The 14,319-nt window shown below is 62.8% G+C and carries 13 protein-coding genes, 1 tRNA gene and 1 pseudogene; 7 read left to right on the plus strand and 8 right to left on the minus strand.

The window, feature by feature from the left end; translation table 11 throughout:
• Positions 1-11: 11 nt before the first annotated feature.
• Positions 12-1,376 carry a trigger factor gene (tig, locus tag VQ045_RS01895; RefSeq protein ID WP_331828969.1) on the minus strand — a complete coding sequence of 455 codons (1,365 nt, stop codon included), beginning with the start codon at positions 1,374-1,376 and terminating at the stop codon, positions 12-14.
• Between the two features lie 77 nt (positions 1,377-1,453).
• Positions 1,454-1,538: transfer RNA gene (locus VQ045_RS01900), tRNA-Leu, on the minus strand.
• A gap of 422 nt (positions 1,539-1,960) precedes the next feature.
• On the opposite strand from VQ045_RS01900, the gene VQ045_RS01905 reads away from it, so the two are divergent.
• Both VQ045_RS01905 and trmFO read left to right on the plus strand, forming a co-directional pair.
• Positions 1,961-2,104 carry a DUF1127 domain-containing protein gene (locus tag VQ045_RS01905; protein WP_327622983.1) on the plus strand — a complete coding sequence of 48 codons (144 nt, stop codon included), beginning with the start codon at positions 1,961-1,963 and terminating at the stop codon, positions 2,102-2,104.
• 457 nt (positions 2,105-2,561) lie between these two features.
• Positions 2,562-3,983 (plus strand): methylenetetrahydrofolate--tRNA-(uracil(54)-C(5))-methyltransferase (FADH(2)-oxidizing) TrmFO, encoded by a 1,422-nt coding sequence (trmFO, locus tag VQ045_RS01910; RefSeq protein WP_327622905.1) that lies wholly within the window; start codon positions 2,562-2,564, stop codon positions 3,981-3,983.
• Here trmFO and VQ045_RS01915 read toward each other — a convergent pair.
• The 5 genes from VQ045_RS01915 to yajC all read right to left on the minus strand — a co-directional run bounded on the left by VQ045_RS01915 (position 3,915) and on the right by yajC (position 10,194).
• Entirely contained in the window at positions 3,915-5,792 is a 1,878-nt protein-coding gene (locus VQ045_RS01915) for a DUF4153 domain-containing protein (protein ID WP_327622906.1), read from the minus strand. The two genes, trmFO and VQ045_RS01915, sit on opposite strands and share 69 nt — an antisense overlap.
• Before the next feature lie 109 nt (positions 5,793-5,901).
• Positions 5,902-6,732, minus strand: a complete 831-nt coding sequence (locus tag VQ045_RS01920) for a phytoene/squalene synthase family protein (protein WP_327622907.1) — start codon at positions 6,730-6,732, stop codon at positions 5,902-5,904.
• 4 nt (positions 6,733-6,736) lie between these two features.
• Complete coding sequence (locus VQ045_RS01925) at positions 6,737-7,126, minus strand: Mth938-like domain-containing protein (RefSeq protein WP_327622908.1); 390 nt, start codon at positions 7,124-7,126, stop codon at positions 6,737-6,739.
• 7 nt (positions 7,127-7,133) lie between these two features.
• Positions 7,134-9,713 (minus strand): protein translocase subunit SecDF, encoded by a 2,580-nt coding sequence (gene secDF, locus VQ045_RS01930; protein WP_331828971.1) that lies wholly within the window; start codon positions 9,711-9,713, stop codon positions 7,134-7,136.
• Between the two features lie 139 nt (positions 9,714-9,852).
• Positions 9,853-10,194, minus strand: coding sequence for a preprotein translocase subunit YajC (gene yajC, locus VQ045_RS01935; protein ID WP_327622910.1), 342 nt, complete (start codon positions 10,192-10,194; stop codon positions 9,853-9,855).
• 129 nt (positions 10,195-10,323) lie between these two features.
• On the opposite strand from yajC, the gene VQ045_RS01940 reads away from it, so the two are divergent.
• Together VQ045_RS01940 and VQ045_RS21935 are read left to right on the plus strand one after the other, a co-directional pair.
• Entirely contained in the window at positions 10,324-11,211 is an 888-nt protein-coding gene (locus tag VQ045_RS01940) for an ATP-binding protein (RefSeq protein WP_327622911.1), read from the plus strand.
• A gap of 197 nt (positions 11,212-11,408) precedes the next feature.
• A pseudogene (locus VQ045_RS21935) lies at positions 11,409-11,639 on the plus strand (response regulator); the annotation flags it as partial.
• An 11-nt stretch (positions 11,640-11,650) separates the two neighbouring features.
• Here VQ045_RS21935 and VQ045_RS01945 read toward each other — a convergent pair.
• Complete coding sequence (locus tag VQ045_RS01945; RefSeq protein ID WP_331829002.1) at positions 11,651-11,917, minus strand: hypothetical protein; 267 nt, start codon at positions 11,915-11,917, stop codon at positions 11,651-11,653.
• Here VQ045_RS01945 and VQ045_RS01950 point away from each other — a divergent pair.
• The 3 genes from VQ045_RS01950 to VQ045_RS01960 are packed head-to-tail and all read left to right on the plus strand — an operon-like array spanning position 11,810 to position 14,292.
• Positions 11,810-12,598, plus strand: a complete 789-nt coding sequence (locus tag VQ045_RS01950; protein WP_331828972.1) for a GGDEF domain-containing protein — start codon at positions 11,810-11,812, stop codon at positions 12,596-12,598. The two genes, VQ045_RS01945 and VQ045_RS01950, sit on opposite strands and share 108 nt — an antisense overlap.
• On the plus strand, positions 12,595-12,984 hold the full coding sequence (locus tag VQ045_RS01955; RefSeq protein ID WP_331828973.1) for an Hpt domain-containing protein: 390 nt from the start codon (positions 12,595-12,597) through the stop codon (positions 12,982-12,984). The genes VQ045_RS01950 and VQ045_RS01955 overlap by 4 nt, the downstream gene beginning before the upstream one ends.
• A 12-nt stretch (positions 12,985-12,996) precedes the next feature.
• Positions 12,997-14,292 (plus strand): GGDEF domain-containing protein, encoded by a 1,296-nt coding sequence (locus tag VQ045_RS01960; RefSeq protein WP_331828974.1) that lies wholly within the window; start codon positions 12,997-12,999, stop codon positions 14,290-14,292.
• Positions 14,293-14,319: the final 27 nt, after the last annotated feature.

The raw sequence follows: 14,319 nt of genomic DNA on the forward strand, positions 1-14,319 counted from the left end.
GAGGGTGCGCATCAGGAGGCGAGAGCCGCTTCCTTGTCGTCCTCGTCCTCGGCCATCAGCTCTTCCTTGCTGACCGTCTTGTCGGTGACGTCGACCTCGGCGAGGAGGTGATCGACGACCTTCTCCTCATAGAGCGGCGCCCTGAGGCTCGCCACCGCGTCCGGAGTTTTCTGGAAGTACTCGTAGACCTCCTTCTCCTGCCCGGGATAGCGACGGACTTGCTCGAACATCGCGCGTTGCAGCTCCTCGTCGGTAATCTGCACGCCGGCCTTTTCGCCGATCTCCGAGAGAACCAGGCCAAGCCGGACGCGACGTTCGGCCAAGCGACGATACTCGGCCTTGGCGTCCTCCTCGGTCGTGTCCTCGTCCTCGAAGCTCTTGCCGTTCTGCTTCAGCTCGTTTTCGACCTGGGTCCAGATATTGGTGAACTCGGCTTCGACGAGCTTCTCCGGCAGGGCGAAATCATAGGTTTCGTCGAGAGCATCGAGCAGCTGGCGCTTGACCTTCTGGCGTGTGGCCAGGCCGTACTGGCTTTCGATCTGCTCGCGCACGACCGTCCGCAGGCGCTCGAGCGATTCGACCCCCAACTTCTTGGCCATATCGTCGTCGATCGCCGTCTCGACCGGCGCCGAGACTTCCTTGACGGTCACGTCGAAGGTGGCAGCCTTGCCCGCGAGATGAGCCGCGCCGTAATCCTCGGGGAAGGTCAGCTCGACGGTCTTCGCGTCGCCCGCCTTGAGGCCGACAAGCTGCTCCTCGAAACCGGGAATGAACTGGTTGGAGCCGAGCACCAGATTGGAATCGGTGGCCGCGCCGCCATCAAACGCTTCGCCGTCGATCTTGCCGACGAAGTCCATGGTGACGCGATCGCCGTCCTTGGCCTTGCCCTTTTTGGGCTCGTAGGTTCGGGCATTCTCCGCGATCCGCTTGACCTGCTCGTCGATCTCCTCGTCGGAAACCTCGACGATCGGTCGCTCGATCTTGATGCCCGTGGTCTCCTTGAGCTCGATTGCCGGGAGCGTCTCGTAGGCGAGCGTGAACTTGAAGTCCGACTCGCCGCGAAGAACCTTCTCAGCCTCGCCCTCGTCCTCGGTCATCCCGATCTCGGGCTGCATGGCGGAGCGCTCGTTACGCTCGGCAATGACCGTGCGAGGCGTGTCCGTGAGGATCTGGTTGACGATCTCGGCCATCATCGACTTGCCGTACATCTTGCGAAGATGTGCGACGGGAACCTTGCCCGGCCGGAAACCCTTCAGCCGCACCTGGTCCTTGGCCTCATAGAGCCGTGTCTGGAGGCGCGCTTCAAGATCCGAGGCGGGCACGACGATCTCGATCTCGCGCTTCAGTCCCTCGGCCTTGGTCTCCGTTACCTGCATTCTCGATACCTTCTTGATCTTGCCAGGGCCGACCTGTGCCGACCGAGCCCGTTATGAATTCCGTGAAAGCGCCCGAATGGTGCGGGTGGAGGGACTTGAACCCCCATGCCTCTCGGCGCTTGGACCTAAACCAAGTGCGTCTGCCAATTCCGCCACACCCGCATGGTGCGCCGAACAATGGGCGACGCGAGGCGCGCGCCTCTATATCACCGGCATTCCGGCCACGAAAGGGCAAATTTGGCCTGAATTCGCCGCGCTGCACTTGCGGGACGAAGGCGGGGCTGGTCGACGCCGATCGCGGGCCGACCGCGCCTCAGGCCTCACACGATGCTTAACCGCAGCTTAACGCGACGCGCCTGCAGCATGCCCCTCAGATCCAGAACGCATAAACCTATTCACTAACATGTTGATTTTTCTTATTTTTCACCAATTTTTTGCTGCATTGCACAAATTGCAAAGCTGCCATGCGTTTAGACGTCTGGCAACCTTCGATCCGGCCCCCTAACTTCCTGGTCAACGAGGCGACGCTGACGGATCAGCCGGGCCGCTTCAATCGATTAAAGTTAGACAATCAGGTGAAGACCATGAACATCGTCCGCTCTTACAACAACTGGCGCCGCTACCGCGAGACGGTCAACGAGCTGAGCCGCCTGTCGCAGCGCGAACTGTCCGACCTCGGCATCGCCCGCGGCGACATCAGCAGCATCGCCCGCCGCGCGGTCGGCTGAACGGCCACCCAACCCATTCGATTTCGCGACGGCCCATCCTCCTCCCAGGGCCCGAGCGGATCAAGGTTCACCTATCTTCCTCCCAGAATGGGGTGGACCTTCCCAAGACGCCCGCCGGGTCCTCCCCCCGGCGGGCGCCCAAGAGATCAGAGCTTCGCCGTGGGTTGTTCCTCCCAGACCCCCAAGGCGGAAAAGTGCCCGCGCATCCTCCTCCCAGCGCGGGCATCTCTCGGTCGGCCGTCGGGTCCTCCCCCCGGCGGCCGATGAGAGAAGCAAGAGTTTCGCTGACGGCCCACCTCCTCCCGGGCCGAATGCGGATTGTAGCCTGCGCATCCTCCTCCCAGCGCAGGTACGTTTGAAACCCGTCGGGTCCTCCCCCCGGCGGGTTTCGTCGTTTCTGCGCATGGCGCTTCATCCGGCCCTTTCGGGACGGCGCACCGGCTGCTAAATCTTCTCCATGTCGAACAAACCTATTCATGTCGTCGGCGGCGGGCTCGCCGGCTCCGAGGCCGCGTGGCAGATCGCCGAGCGCGGTATCCCGGTTGTGCTGCACGAAATGCGACCCCTGCGCGGGACCGACGCGCACCAGACCGATTCGCTGGCGGAACTGGTGTGCTCGAACTCGTTTCGCTCGGACGATAGCGAGACCAACGCCGTCGGCGTCCTGCACGCGGAAATGCGGCTGGCGAACTCGCTGATCATGCGCGCGGCTGACGCGCATCAGGTGCCGGCCGGAAGCGCGCTCGCCGTTGACCGCGAAGGGTTCGCGGAAGCCGTCACCGCAACGATCGACGATCATCCGCTGATCCGGATCGAACGCGGCGAGGTCGAAGGCTTGCCGCCCGAAGAATGGGGTCCGAGCATCGTCGCCACCGGTCCGTTGACGGCGCCCGCCCTGGCGGAGTCCATTCGTGCCGCCACGGGATCCGATGCGCTGGCCTTCTTCGATGCGATCGCACCGATCGTCCATTTCGATTCGATCGACATGGACAAAGCGTGGTTTCAATCGCGCTACGACAAGGTCGGCCCCGGCGGCACCGGCAAGGATTACATCAACTGCCCGCTCGACAAGGAAACCTACGAGCGCTTCGTCGCGGCGCTGGTCGAGGGCGACCGCACCGAGTTCAAGGAGTGGGAGGGCACGCCCTATTTCGACGGCTGTCTGCCGATCGAGGTGATGGCGGAGCGCGGTCCCGAGACACTTCGGCACGGACCGATGAAGCCGATGGGTCTGACCAACGCCCATCAGCCTGACATCAAAGCGTACGCCGTCGTTCAATTGCGCCAGGACAACGCCCTCGGCACGCTCTACAACATCGTCGGTTTCCAGACGAAATTGAAATACGGCGCCCAGGCCGACATCTTCCGGATGATTCCGGGGCTCGAAAACGCCGAGTTTGCCCGACTGGGGGGCCTGCACCGCAATACCTATCTCAACTCGCCGGTACTGCTCGACGCGACGCTGCGCCTCAAGGCATTGCCGCATGTGCGCTTTGCCGGCCAGATCACCGGCTGCGAGGGTTACGTCGAGTCCGCGGCCGTCGGCCTGATGACCGGGCGTTTCGCAGCCGCCGAACGTCTCGGCGAGACATTGAGCCCACCGCCTCAGACCACGGCGATGGGCGCGCTCATCGCTCACATCACCGGCGGACATCTCGCCCATGAGGAAGACGGCGGCAAGCGCTCGTTCCAGCCGATGAACGTCAATTTCGGCCTGTTCCCGCCGCTCGACCCCGGCACGATCCAGAAGCCGGAAGGGCAGAAGCGATTTCGCGGCAAGGAAAAGACAATCGCCAAGAAGAAGGCGATGTCAGCGCGCGCCCTCGCCGACTATGCCGCGTGGCTTGGGCTCGATGCGGTCGCCACCGCCGCCGAGTGAGGTTTCCGGCGCGGCGCCATCAGGCGCTTCTGCCGCTTCCGCCGGCCAGTCGGCGGAGCGGTAGTAGAGCGCCAGGGTCGCCGAGAGGATCGCCCCGGTGTCTCCGGACAGCGACAATTGGCGCAGCGCCATCCGGATCCGACGCCCTCTTGCGCTCGTGACATCGACGACCACCGGCGCCAACCGATCGGGGTCGGTAGCAAAGACGGTTTCGGGCAGAGCGGCGATTGCATCCGCCAGATCGACGCGATCCGCGACGGCACCGATCCGGATCGTGAGAGCCGTGCCCGAGACTGCGAGCGCTATGTCGCCAGGTCGCGCCGGTATCACGCGTCCTCCTCCGCCGTCGTCCTCGGCTGCGGCAACAGCTCTTTCCGACAACGCACGATCGAATCCGGCGAGATCGACGGCGGTCCCGGCGTTGGCGGTAAAGCTGCGAAACTCGCTCAGTTGCGACGGAGCAGCCAAGCCCAACTCCGCGAAGACCATATCAATCTCCGTGCCGGGGCTGCCGCGCTTTGCCTCGGCGTAGTGCGCCGCTGCCTCGGGATCGAGATAAGGCAGGATTCGGTCGAGTTCTCCGGCCTCTTCCAGAGCATAAAGACGCGAGCGCAGCCGGGCCTGTGCATTCGCCGGGCGATCGGCTGCGGGGATTCCGGACCCGACCATTTCGTCGCTCCAGCCGAATTCGGTCACGATCAGGCTGGTCTGGCTTCGCCCTACCGTGCTCGCCGCGCCCCAGGGCCCGAACGACGACAGTGCCAGTAGCACGATCGGAACCGCGGCCATCCAACGGATATCGCCGCGAGCGCGTGGCACGGCCTCCAGCACGATCACGATCACTGCTGCGACCGCGGCCAGGGCCAGATAGTAGCGCTCCAGCGTCACGCCCTCGGCCGCGACCCGCAGCGAGACTGCGTAAAAGAGGAGCGCGAGTGGGACGAGCAAGACGAACGCCCAGATTCGCGCCAGAAGCCGCGTGGGCCACGCCCCGCCTGCGATGAAGGGATCGCTGGCGACCCGCAACGACAGCAGCAGGAACGCAAACAAGCTCACGATCCAGCCGATCTCGTTTTTCGGCACCTCGATCGTAACGAGGATCTTGGCGGCATAGAGATGCAACACGATCGCCGTGGCTAATACCAGCGGCGCCGCCACCCAGTCGATCAGGATGCGCACACCAGAAATCAACCGGTCGTCGCCCGTGACCGGCATTGCGTCATCGAAATCCCGCGGGATGCGCCCAAGAGAAAACAGCGGTCCAACCAGGGCAAAGGCAGTGACATAGATGTGCTCGTAGGCGTCATCCGGCAGTCCGACATCGAGCAGGAACCGGATCATTTCCAGAATTGCGGACAGGCCGAGCACAAAAAGCAGCACCGACAGAAACGCCAGCGTGACTCCGGCGACGGTCCACAGGGTAAAGACCCAGAAGTGGCGCGTGTCGTGGCGTCCGAGATAAGGCGCCAGCGGAACGGCAAGGGTCGCCGCCAGGATCAAGGGCGGCGCGGTGACACCAAGCTCCGGCCCAAACCAGATCACAAGTCCGACGAACGATGCGGTCGCGATCGGGGAGACCAGCCGAATCGATACGGGTGAGCGCCGTGCCTCGGCGAAGATCGCCGCGACGACAGAACTCGCCGCAGCCCCGTAAAGCGCGACGACGAGCCAGACGAAATCGGCCTCGTTCGGCAGATAGACATTCCGAACGGCGAGGTTGGAGATGATTGCGATCGCGACAACCAGCAGCGTTGCAACAGGAAAGCGGATGGCTGCCGAGCCGGCCCCTTCCGCAAGCGATTGTGTCAATCGGCCGAACCGGCTTGGGACGCGTTTCAATCTGCCGATCATGACGATCCCCGTTGCGTCCGGTCGGCCGTTTCCCCACTCTCACGGAGCGGACAGCCGTCTCACCCGATCAAATACGCATGGTCCGCCAGCAGAGGAAGGTCTTTCTCAGCGGCCCGATCTCGACGGGTTTATCGAGCGTCGCAATCCCTGTCTGCTCGATCCGGTCGAGGTATGAGGCCGCCAGTGCCGCCGGCAGGAACGAGGGACGAAGCGCCCGCGGGATGTGCGTCAGGTCTCGCCGCCAGGCGCGATCGTGTTCACGGCCGAAGGCGACCATTGCGGCCAGGGCGCGGCACGATGGCTCGTCCTCGCCCCTGACGAGATCGTCGACCGTACATCCGGCCGCCGCCAGCAGATCGGCCGGAAAATAAACCTGTCCCCGCGCACGATGCATTGGCAGCGACCGCAGGACGCCCACAACCATCTGAGCGACGCCGGCATGGCCAGCGGCCTCGGTGAAATTCTCTGCCTGATCCCGTGACAGGATCATCGCCGCCAGCATGATCAGCGTCGACGCGGTTTCCCCCGCATAGGCCTCGAACGCCTCGCGCGATGGCATCGGATCGTCATAGAGATCGAAAATCCGGGCCTCGAGCAGGCGATCGAAGGCGGACCGGGGCAATTGGTAGCGTTCGATCGTCTCCGACAGGGCCGCCGCGACCGGGTGTGCGGCTGCACCCTCGCCGACTCCCGACAAAACATCTCGCCACCATTGCAGCCGAATCTCGCCCGGCATTGGCTGGCTGACCTTATTGCGAATCCCTGCGGTCTCGACATCGAAAGCATAGAGCGCCGCGAGGTCCGGTCGCCTGTCCGCCGGAGCAAAGGCCAGCGAGATCGCCCGGTCGCGATCCTCCGCCTCGACCAGACGGACGCATTCCTTTGCGTTTTCGTTCATGGCGTCAGTCGACCGCGACAAGCGCCGCGGCTACCGGGCGGCTCTCGGCCAGCATGACATTGAAGGTCCGCACTGCAGCGCCGGTCGACATCGGATCGCAGGAAATCCCGGCCTTCCTCATCCGGTCGGCCAGCGCTGGCGGCAGCCGACGGATCTCACTGCCGGTTCCGAATAGGAGAAAGCGGATATCGTCCGCTTCTTCGAAGACCTTGGCCAGCCGATCCCCGGCGAATGGCGCGTCGACCGTCGCATCCCAACCGTAAATTCCGGACGGTAGGCACAGGATCGAGCCGCGATGCGACATGTCGGCAAACCGAAACCCACCGTTGCCGTAGGCCTCGATCGGCGCCCGCCCAGGAAAGTGCGCTGCGCGGATTTCGATGCCCTTCGCCATCCCCCGGTCAGCTTTCGCGCGGTGCCGGGATACCCGTCCGCGCGGCTGCGTTCTCTTCGCGATCGGCCTGGAAGTCCGCAGGACGCAGCTTGAACAGGATGAGAATCGGACCCGCCACGAAGATCGACGAATAGGTGCCGATAATCACGCCGAACAGCATCGCCAGAACGAAGGAGCGGATGACCTCCCCACCGAAGATCGCCAGCGCGGCGAGCGCCAGCAAGGTGGTCAATGCCGTGAGAGTGGTGCGCGACAATGTATCGTTGATCGATTTGTCGAAAAGCTCGATCAGCGACAGCTTCTTGTAGCGACGCAAATTCTCGCGCACGCGATCGTAGACCACCACGGTGTCGTTCAGCGAATAGCCGACGATGGTCAGGATCGCCGCGATACTCGACAGGTTGAACTCGATCTGGGTGACGACCAAAAAGCCGATGGTCATGATGACGTCGTGCAGGGTCGCGACGATCGCGCCGATCGCGAACTGCCACTCGAACCGAATCCAGACATAAACCAGGATAGCCAACATCGCGAAAAGCACCGCGATCGTGCCGGCCAGGGCGAGCTCGCCCGAGACCGTCGGCCCGACCACCTCCACTCGCCGGAAGTCATAATCGGCCGAGAGCGCGTCGCGCACCTCGTTGACCGTCGTCTGCTGAGCGGCGTCGCCGCTTTGTCCCTCGACACTGAGCGAGCCGATCCGGATCAGCGCCTCTTTGGGCGAGCCGAACTCCTGAACCGAGACGTCGCCGATCGGTCTGGCGGTCAAGGCCGAGCGGATACCGCCGATATCGGCCGCTTCGCCTTTTGCCTGCACCTCGATCAGGGTTCCGCCGGTGAAATCGATGCCGTAATTCATGCTGAGGGTCGCAAAGCCGACCAGCGCGGCGATCGAAGCCGCGAGGCTGGCCGCGAAGGTCCATTTGCGGATCGCCATGAACGGGATTTTCGTCACATCCGGAACCAGATGGAGGAAGCCCTTCGGAAGCTCCTTCGGCCGCTTGCGGCGAACCCATTCGGCCATCAGCCAGCGGGTCAGGGTAAAGGCCGTGAACACGGTCGTAACGATACCGAAGGCAAGCGTCACGGCGAAGCCGCGGACCGGGCCGGAGCCGAGCGAGAACAGCACGACCGCGGCGATCAACGTGGTGATGTTGGCATCGATGATCGTCGCCAGCGCCTTCTTGAAGCCGACGTCGATCGCCTGCACCACGGATCGTCCGCCGCGTCGTTCCTCACGGATGCGTTCGTAGATCAGCACGTTCGAATCGACCGCCATGCCGACGGTGAGCACGATGCCCGCAATGCCTGGCAGGGTCAGGGTCGAACCGAAGACCGACAAAAGCGCGACGATCATGACGATGTTGGCGACGAGCGCGATGTTGGCGATGATGCCCAGGAACCCGTAGGCCGCCAACATGAAGACGACGACGAGGATCGATCCGATGATACCGGCGATCTCGCCCGCGGCGATCGAATCGGCTCCGAGGCCCGGTCCGACCGTCCGCTCCTCGATGATATTGAGCGTCGCCGGCAGCGCACCGGCGCGCAGCAGAACCGCGAGGTCGTTGGCGCTGTCGACGGTGAAATTGCCGCTGATCTGCGCCTGACCGCCAAGGATCGGCTCGCGGATATTCGGCGCCGACAGCACTTCGTCGTCGAGCACGATAGCGAAGGGCCGCCCGACATTCTGCTGGGTCACCGCGCCAAAGCGCTGCGCACCCTGCGTATCGAAGCGAATGTTGACCACGGCTTCATTGGTCTGGCTGTCGAAGCCGGCTTGCGCGTCGGTGAGGTTCTCGCCGGAGACCATCACCTGGCGCTGGACCAGGATCGGTTGGGGCGGCTGGTCGTTGGTGTAACGCAGTTCGGATCCGGCGGGCGGGCGGGCCCCCCTGGCGACCTCGTCAGCCGAGGCCGTCTCGTCGACCAAACGGAAGGTGAGCTTGGCGGTCTGGTTGAGCAACGCTTTCAGCCGCTGCGGATCCTGCAAGCCGGGAACCTGCACCATGATCCGGTCATCGCCCTGGCGTTGAATCAGCGGTTCGGTCGTGCCGAGTTCGTCGACCCGGCGGCGCACGACCTCGATCGACTGAGCGACGGCGGTCGATATCCGGTAGGCAATTCCCTCGTCGGTCAGCGACAGCGTCAGGACGCCGGGTTGGGGTTCGGCGATCGCCACTTCCGTGACCGCACCGCCGCTCAGCAATCCGCTTGAAAGCGGCTGGACCAGCGGCTGCAAAGCTTCGCGCGCGGCATCGGCCTGCGCTGGATCGCGTAGCCGCACCGTCACCGTCGTGCCGGAATCACTGAGACCCGAATAGCCGACGCGCTCGGTGCGCAATATCTGGCGCGCGTCGTCGCGCAACGTCTGTAGGCGCTCCCCGGTCAGCGACGGACCGTCGATCTCGAGCAGAATGTAGGACCCGCCCTGCAGATCGAGCCCGAGCGTGATCTTGTTGTCAGGCACGAAGGATGGCATTTCGTCGAGCGTCTGGGTCGAGAACAGGTTCGGGGCAGCGTAGACGACCCCGAGAGCGACCGTCAGCCAGATTAGGATCGTTTTCCAGCGCGAAAAATAGAGCATATGGGTCCCGAAAGGGTCGACGGTCGCTCCAAAGGGGGCGCAATCCGTATTAAGCGTTCGATCGACGCAGCCGGCGACACGGGAGTTTCGTGTCGCGGACGATTTTAAGGCAGTGGCCTCGTTTGCTCAAGCAAAGCGGCTATTTGGTGTTCGCCGCAGCCGGTTCGCCCTTGACGCGCACTTCGGCGACCATCGCCTGTACCACCCGCACGCGCACCTGCTCGGAAATCTGTACCTCGAGTTCGCCGTTATCCAGCACCTTGGTCACCTTGGCGACGATGCCGCCGCCGGTCACGACCGTATCGCCGCGGCGGATGTTGCTGAGCATTTCCTGACGCTTTTTCATCGTCGTGCGCTGCGGCCGAATGATCAGGAAATACATGATCGCGAAAACCGCGACGAACGGCAGCACACTGATCAGGATATCGCTTCCGCCACCAGTGGGCAAAGCCGTCTGGGCGAAAGCCTCGGACACAAACATCAGGAACCTCTCAGGAAATGGGGGGCACAGGGCCTTTACGATCAGCGCGGAATATACGATCGGTCGCCTCGAATGCAACAAGCCGGCACCAGACCGAGCCGACAGCCACGAAAGAGACGAGTTTTCCTGATGGATTCCGCTGAGTTCACCCGCTTGATGCAGACCATGGATCGGATCGCGCAAGGTCTCGAACGGCTTGCGCCGCCGCCGGCTCCTACGCCGGATTTCACTGCCGCCGATTGCTTCGTCTTCGAACCGCCAGCCGCCCTCGCGCCGGTGCGGATAGTGAATCGCGTTCCCATTGAACTGCTCAGGGGCATCGACCGCTCGCGCGACATTCTCCTGGAAAACACCGAGCGCTTCGCCCGCGGACTTCCGGCCAACAACGCGCTTTTGTGGGGGGCGCGCGGCATGGGCAAGTCGTCCTTGGTCAAGGCCGCGCATGCCGCGGTGAACGCCGCGCTTCCCGCCGAAACGCCCCATCTCAAGCTGATCGAGATCCACCGCGAGGATATCGATCATTTGCCGCAGCTAATGAGTCTGGTACGCGAAGTGCCCTGCCCGTTCCTTCTCTACTGCGACGATCTCTCCTTCGACATGGGCGACAGCGCCTATAAATCGCTGAAGGCGGCGCTGGAGGGCGGCGTCGAGGGCCGGCCACCCAATGTGCTGTTCTACGCGACATCGAACCGTCGCCACCTTCTGCCCCGCGACATGATCGAAAACGAGCGGTCAACCGCGATCAATCCCGGTGAAGCGGTCGAGGAGAAAGTCTCGCTATCGGATCGATTCGGCCTCTGGCTGGGCTTCCATCGCTGCAGCCAGGACGAGTATCTGGCGATGATCGACGGTTATCTGGCCGCGCATGACATTGCCGCCGATCCCGAAATGGTTCGCCGCGAAGCCCTCGAATGGGCGACAACCCGCGGTAGCCGATCGGGGCGCGTCGCTTACCAGTTCGTGCAGGATCTGGCCGGACGACTGGGGCGCCCGCTCACCGGCCTAAACGGCGCGTGAGATGGAAACTTCACCAAACTGTCAGAACCAAAGTTGTTGTCGTTAACCGCTACAAAAGGTCTCCACCCGTAGAATGAAGTTAAAGCCAATTCGTCCGGCTTGCTTTATTTAAGGATTGCTGACCAATGGAAAGCGCAAGTTCGATACAGCTAGCCGTTTTGGACGATGATCCGATTTTTCTGGAGTATATTTCCGCCATGCTGGGTCATGACGGAGATATGGAAATCACCCAGACGTCCGATGGTCCGCAACTGTTGCGTGCCCTCAAGGGGGATCCAATCGATTGTGTCCTTGTCGACTATAATCTCGGCACCGAGAACGGGCTGAATATCGCGGAGACGATACGGGCGACGATTCCCAATGCCCCGCCGATCGTGATGTTGACGGGTGGCGGAAGCGAGCGAACAGCGGTCAAGGCGTTTCGCAGTGGATTCAGCGACTATGTTTCAAAACGCGACCTGAACAAGCACGAATTGGTGACGGCGATCCGCTCGGCGGTCGGCACACGCAAAAGGCGCAGTCGGAAACCATCGAAGCCGATCTCATCAAAAAGCGCCTGCAGTTCGACAACGTCACCGGCCTGTACGGCGCGCAATTCATGCAGGAGCGCTTGGGCGAATTCACCGGCAGAGGCACGCCTTCCGCCTTCGGCGTCGTTCTCATCAAGCTTCGCAACCTGGCGCAGATCCGGGCCAGCTTGGGACATATCGCCGGCGATCGGCTGCTGCACAACTTTGCCAAACGGCTCAATCTGGCCACCCACGCGGGCGACCTCTGCGGATCGCTGGGTGATGACAGTTTTCTCTATCTGATCGACCGCGACGTCAACGCGCGAGCGATTTCCGAGTGCTGCCGTCGATTGGCACAAGAGCTTACACTGGAGGTCAATCTGGATCGTAGCGTCGTCCAGATCATTCCAGCCATCGGCGCGGCGATGTCTCCCGCCGATGGGGCCGATCCGGTCGCTCTCATCCAGGCTGCGCAGCAGGCGCTCGATACAGCCGCTGCGAATGGGAAGCCATTTGGTATCGCGTTTGCAGAGGCAACGGGATCGCTGGAGGCCTCCAGCCAGCCGGATGCATCCCCATCCCCTGAGCGCGATCGTGCCGAGCCCTCACTGATCAACGAACGGGACGAGCGACGCGCGGAACGCCGCCAGCGGGTCTTCAAGCGGGGAACGATGTATCTCCGGCAAGGCGACGCGGTCATCGACTGCACTGTTCGCAATCTCTCCGCTTCGGGCGCCCTATTGCGGGTCGACATCTATTTCGCGGCGCCCGACCGATTCGACCTCCTCGTTGTCGGATCCGGCAGCAAACGTGCCGTCGAAACGAAATGGCAGAGCGGAAACGATATCGGCGTCCAATTCCTGGAGGGCTCGGAATGAACCCTTCGAATGTTCCGGCGACATCGATGGAAGCCAGAATGGCGGCGCTGAAGGGGCGGTTCATTGAGGATACGCTCCTTCAGACTTCCGAACTGGAAAGATTGGTCGGTCGCCTGGCCGAACCTGGAGACAAGGCAGAGGTTCGCCAAGAGATCGGGCAAATCGCCCATCGCATGGCGGGCAGAGCTGGCATCTTCGACTTCAGTGCCCTGACGCCGCGAGCCAGCGAACTGGAGCATTTTGTTCTTTCTCACCGCAGCGATGCGGATCTTAGGGACCTCGCTGAAACAATCGTCCCCGAAATAAGACGCGTGATTCTTGGCGATGAAGCCGGATGCCACGTACCCGAAGGGCCAAGCGATGGCCCGAGATCCGACGGTTCTTGAGGTATTCGGCTGATGCTCTTGGATAGTAAACTCATCGACGTGGCGCGGCTCGACGAGCAGGATCAGGACCGCGGCGGAATGTCCTCCCAGGGTGCGGCCATTCGGAAATGCATCAGGTTCTTCGAGGAGGATGCCCGTACCGAGCAATGCGCATCGATGATCTCGGGCTTGGGCTATCGACCGGTCGACGGACGTGGTGATCAGACCGAAGACGCGTGCGTCGCGGTTCTCATCAACACGCAGGTCGATCCCGACTTGACCTTGGCACGCAAGCAATCGGCCAGGCACCGTGTCATCCTGCTCGCTGACGAGACCAGCTTCGAATTCAAGCTGGCGGCGGCACGCGCCGGCGTCGAAGCCATCTTGTCGACGCCTCTCGACACCGTCGAGCTAGGCGCCTGGCTCGACGACTACGATACTGGCGAGGCCGAGCCTCTTTCCATCCTAATCGTCGACGACGACGAAATCGCCGCCGAAGCTTTCGCCTTCGCCTTGGAAGCGGCCGATATGCGTGCGCGGATCTTGACGGACCCGAGCCGCGTACTGGAAGAAATCAGCAGCAACACGCCCGATCTCATACTTCTCGACATGCACATGCCCGTCGCGGACGGGATGGAGGTCGCGCAAATCATTCGCCAATCGCGCCGCAACCTGTCGCTTCCGATCATCTTCCTGTCCGCCGAGCAGGATGTCGAGCGCCAGCGCCAGGCGCGCAAACTTGGCGGCGACGATTTCATCAACAAATCCGTCGGCTTCGATCACCTTGCATCGCTCGTGCGGATGCGCGCCGAACGGGCTGTCGCCCTGCGCCAGATCGGCGAGCGAGACAGTCTCACCGGACTCTTGAACCATGCGCGGTTCAAAGATCGCGTCGCGGTGGAGTTGGAGCGCTGTCGGCGTACCGGTTCGCAGTTCAGCGTCTGTCTGCTCGACATCGATCATTTCAAGCAAGTCAACGACACGAAAGGCCATCAGATAGGCGATCGTGTCATCCAGACGCTGTCTCACTCGCTGGTCGGCGGGCTCCGCCATATCGACGTCGTCGCGCGCTATGGAGGCGAGGAGTTTGGCGTGATCCTGCTGGACACGCCGATCGAACCCTCGAATGCCGTGATGAACAGAATTCGCGAGCATTTTGCGGACATCCCGATGCGCGGTCCAGACGAACCGTTCCACGTCACCTTCAGTGCGGGAGTGGCCGGCGCCGATGCCGGCAAGAGCGCCGATGAATTGATCGCGGCCGCCGACGCCGCCCTCTACGAGGCCAAACGCTCGGGCCGCAACAGGGTCGTCTCCGCCAAGAGCTAGAGGCGGGATGACAAAGGGTGAGAACCG

This window comes from Aurantimonas sp. E1-2-R+4 (assembly GCF_036549515.1).
Lineage (GTDB): Bacteria > Pseudomonadota > Alphaproteobacteria > Rhizobiales > Rhizobiaceae > Aurantimonas > Aurantimonas coralicida_A.

Excerpts from the sequence above, each read along its gene's own strand:
- tig (WP_331828969.1), bottom strand. The coding sequence starts at position 1,376 with ATGCAGGTAACGGAGACCAAGGCCGAGGGACTGAAGCGCGAGATCGAG.
- VQ045_RS01905 (WP_327622983.1), top strand. The coding sequence starts at position 1,961 with ATGAACATCGTCCGCTCTTACAACAACTGGCGCCGCTACCGCGAGACG.
- trmFO (WP_327622905.1), top strand. The coding sequence starts at position 2,562 with ATGTCGAACAAACCTATTCATGTCGTCGGCGGCGGGCTCGCCGGCTCC.
- VQ045_RS01920 (WP_327622907.1), bottom strand. The coding sequence starts at position 6,732 with ATGAACGAAAACGCAAAGGAATGCGTCCGTCTGGTCGAGGCGGAGGAT.
- VQ045_RS01925 (WP_327622908.1), bottom strand. The coding sequence starts at position 7,126 with ATGGCGAAGGGCATCGAAATCCGCGCAGCGCACTTTCCTGGGCGGGCG.
- secDF (WP_331828971.1), bottom strand. The coding sequence starts at position 9,713 with ATGCTCTATTTTTCGCGCTGGAAAACGATCCTAATCTGGCTGACGGTC.
- yajC (WP_327622910.1), bottom strand. The coding sequence starts at position 10,194 with ATGTTTGTGTCCGAGGCTTTCGCCCAGACGGCTTTGCCCACTGGTGGC.
- VQ045_RS01940 (WP_327622911.1), top strand. The coding sequence starts at position 10,324 with ATGGATTCCGCTGAGTTCACCCGCTTGATGCAGACCATGGATCGGATC.
- VQ045_RS01950 (WP_331828972.1), top strand. The coding sequence starts at position 11,810 with ATGCAGGAGCGCTTGGGCGAATTCACCGGCAGAGGCACGCCTTCCGCC.
- VQ045_RS01945 (WP_331829002.1), bottom strand. The coding sequence starts at position 11,917 with ATGTCCCAAGCTGGCCCGGATCTGCGCCAGGTTGCGAAGCTTGATGAG.
- VQ045_RS01955 (WP_331828973.1), top strand. The coding sequence starts at position 12,595 with ATGAACCCTTCGAATGTTCCGGCGACATCGATGGAAGCCAGAATGGCG.
- VQ045_RS01960 (WP_331828974.1), top strand. The coding sequence starts at position 12,997 with ATGCTCTTGGATAGTAAACTCATCGACGTGGCGCGGCTCGACGAGCAG.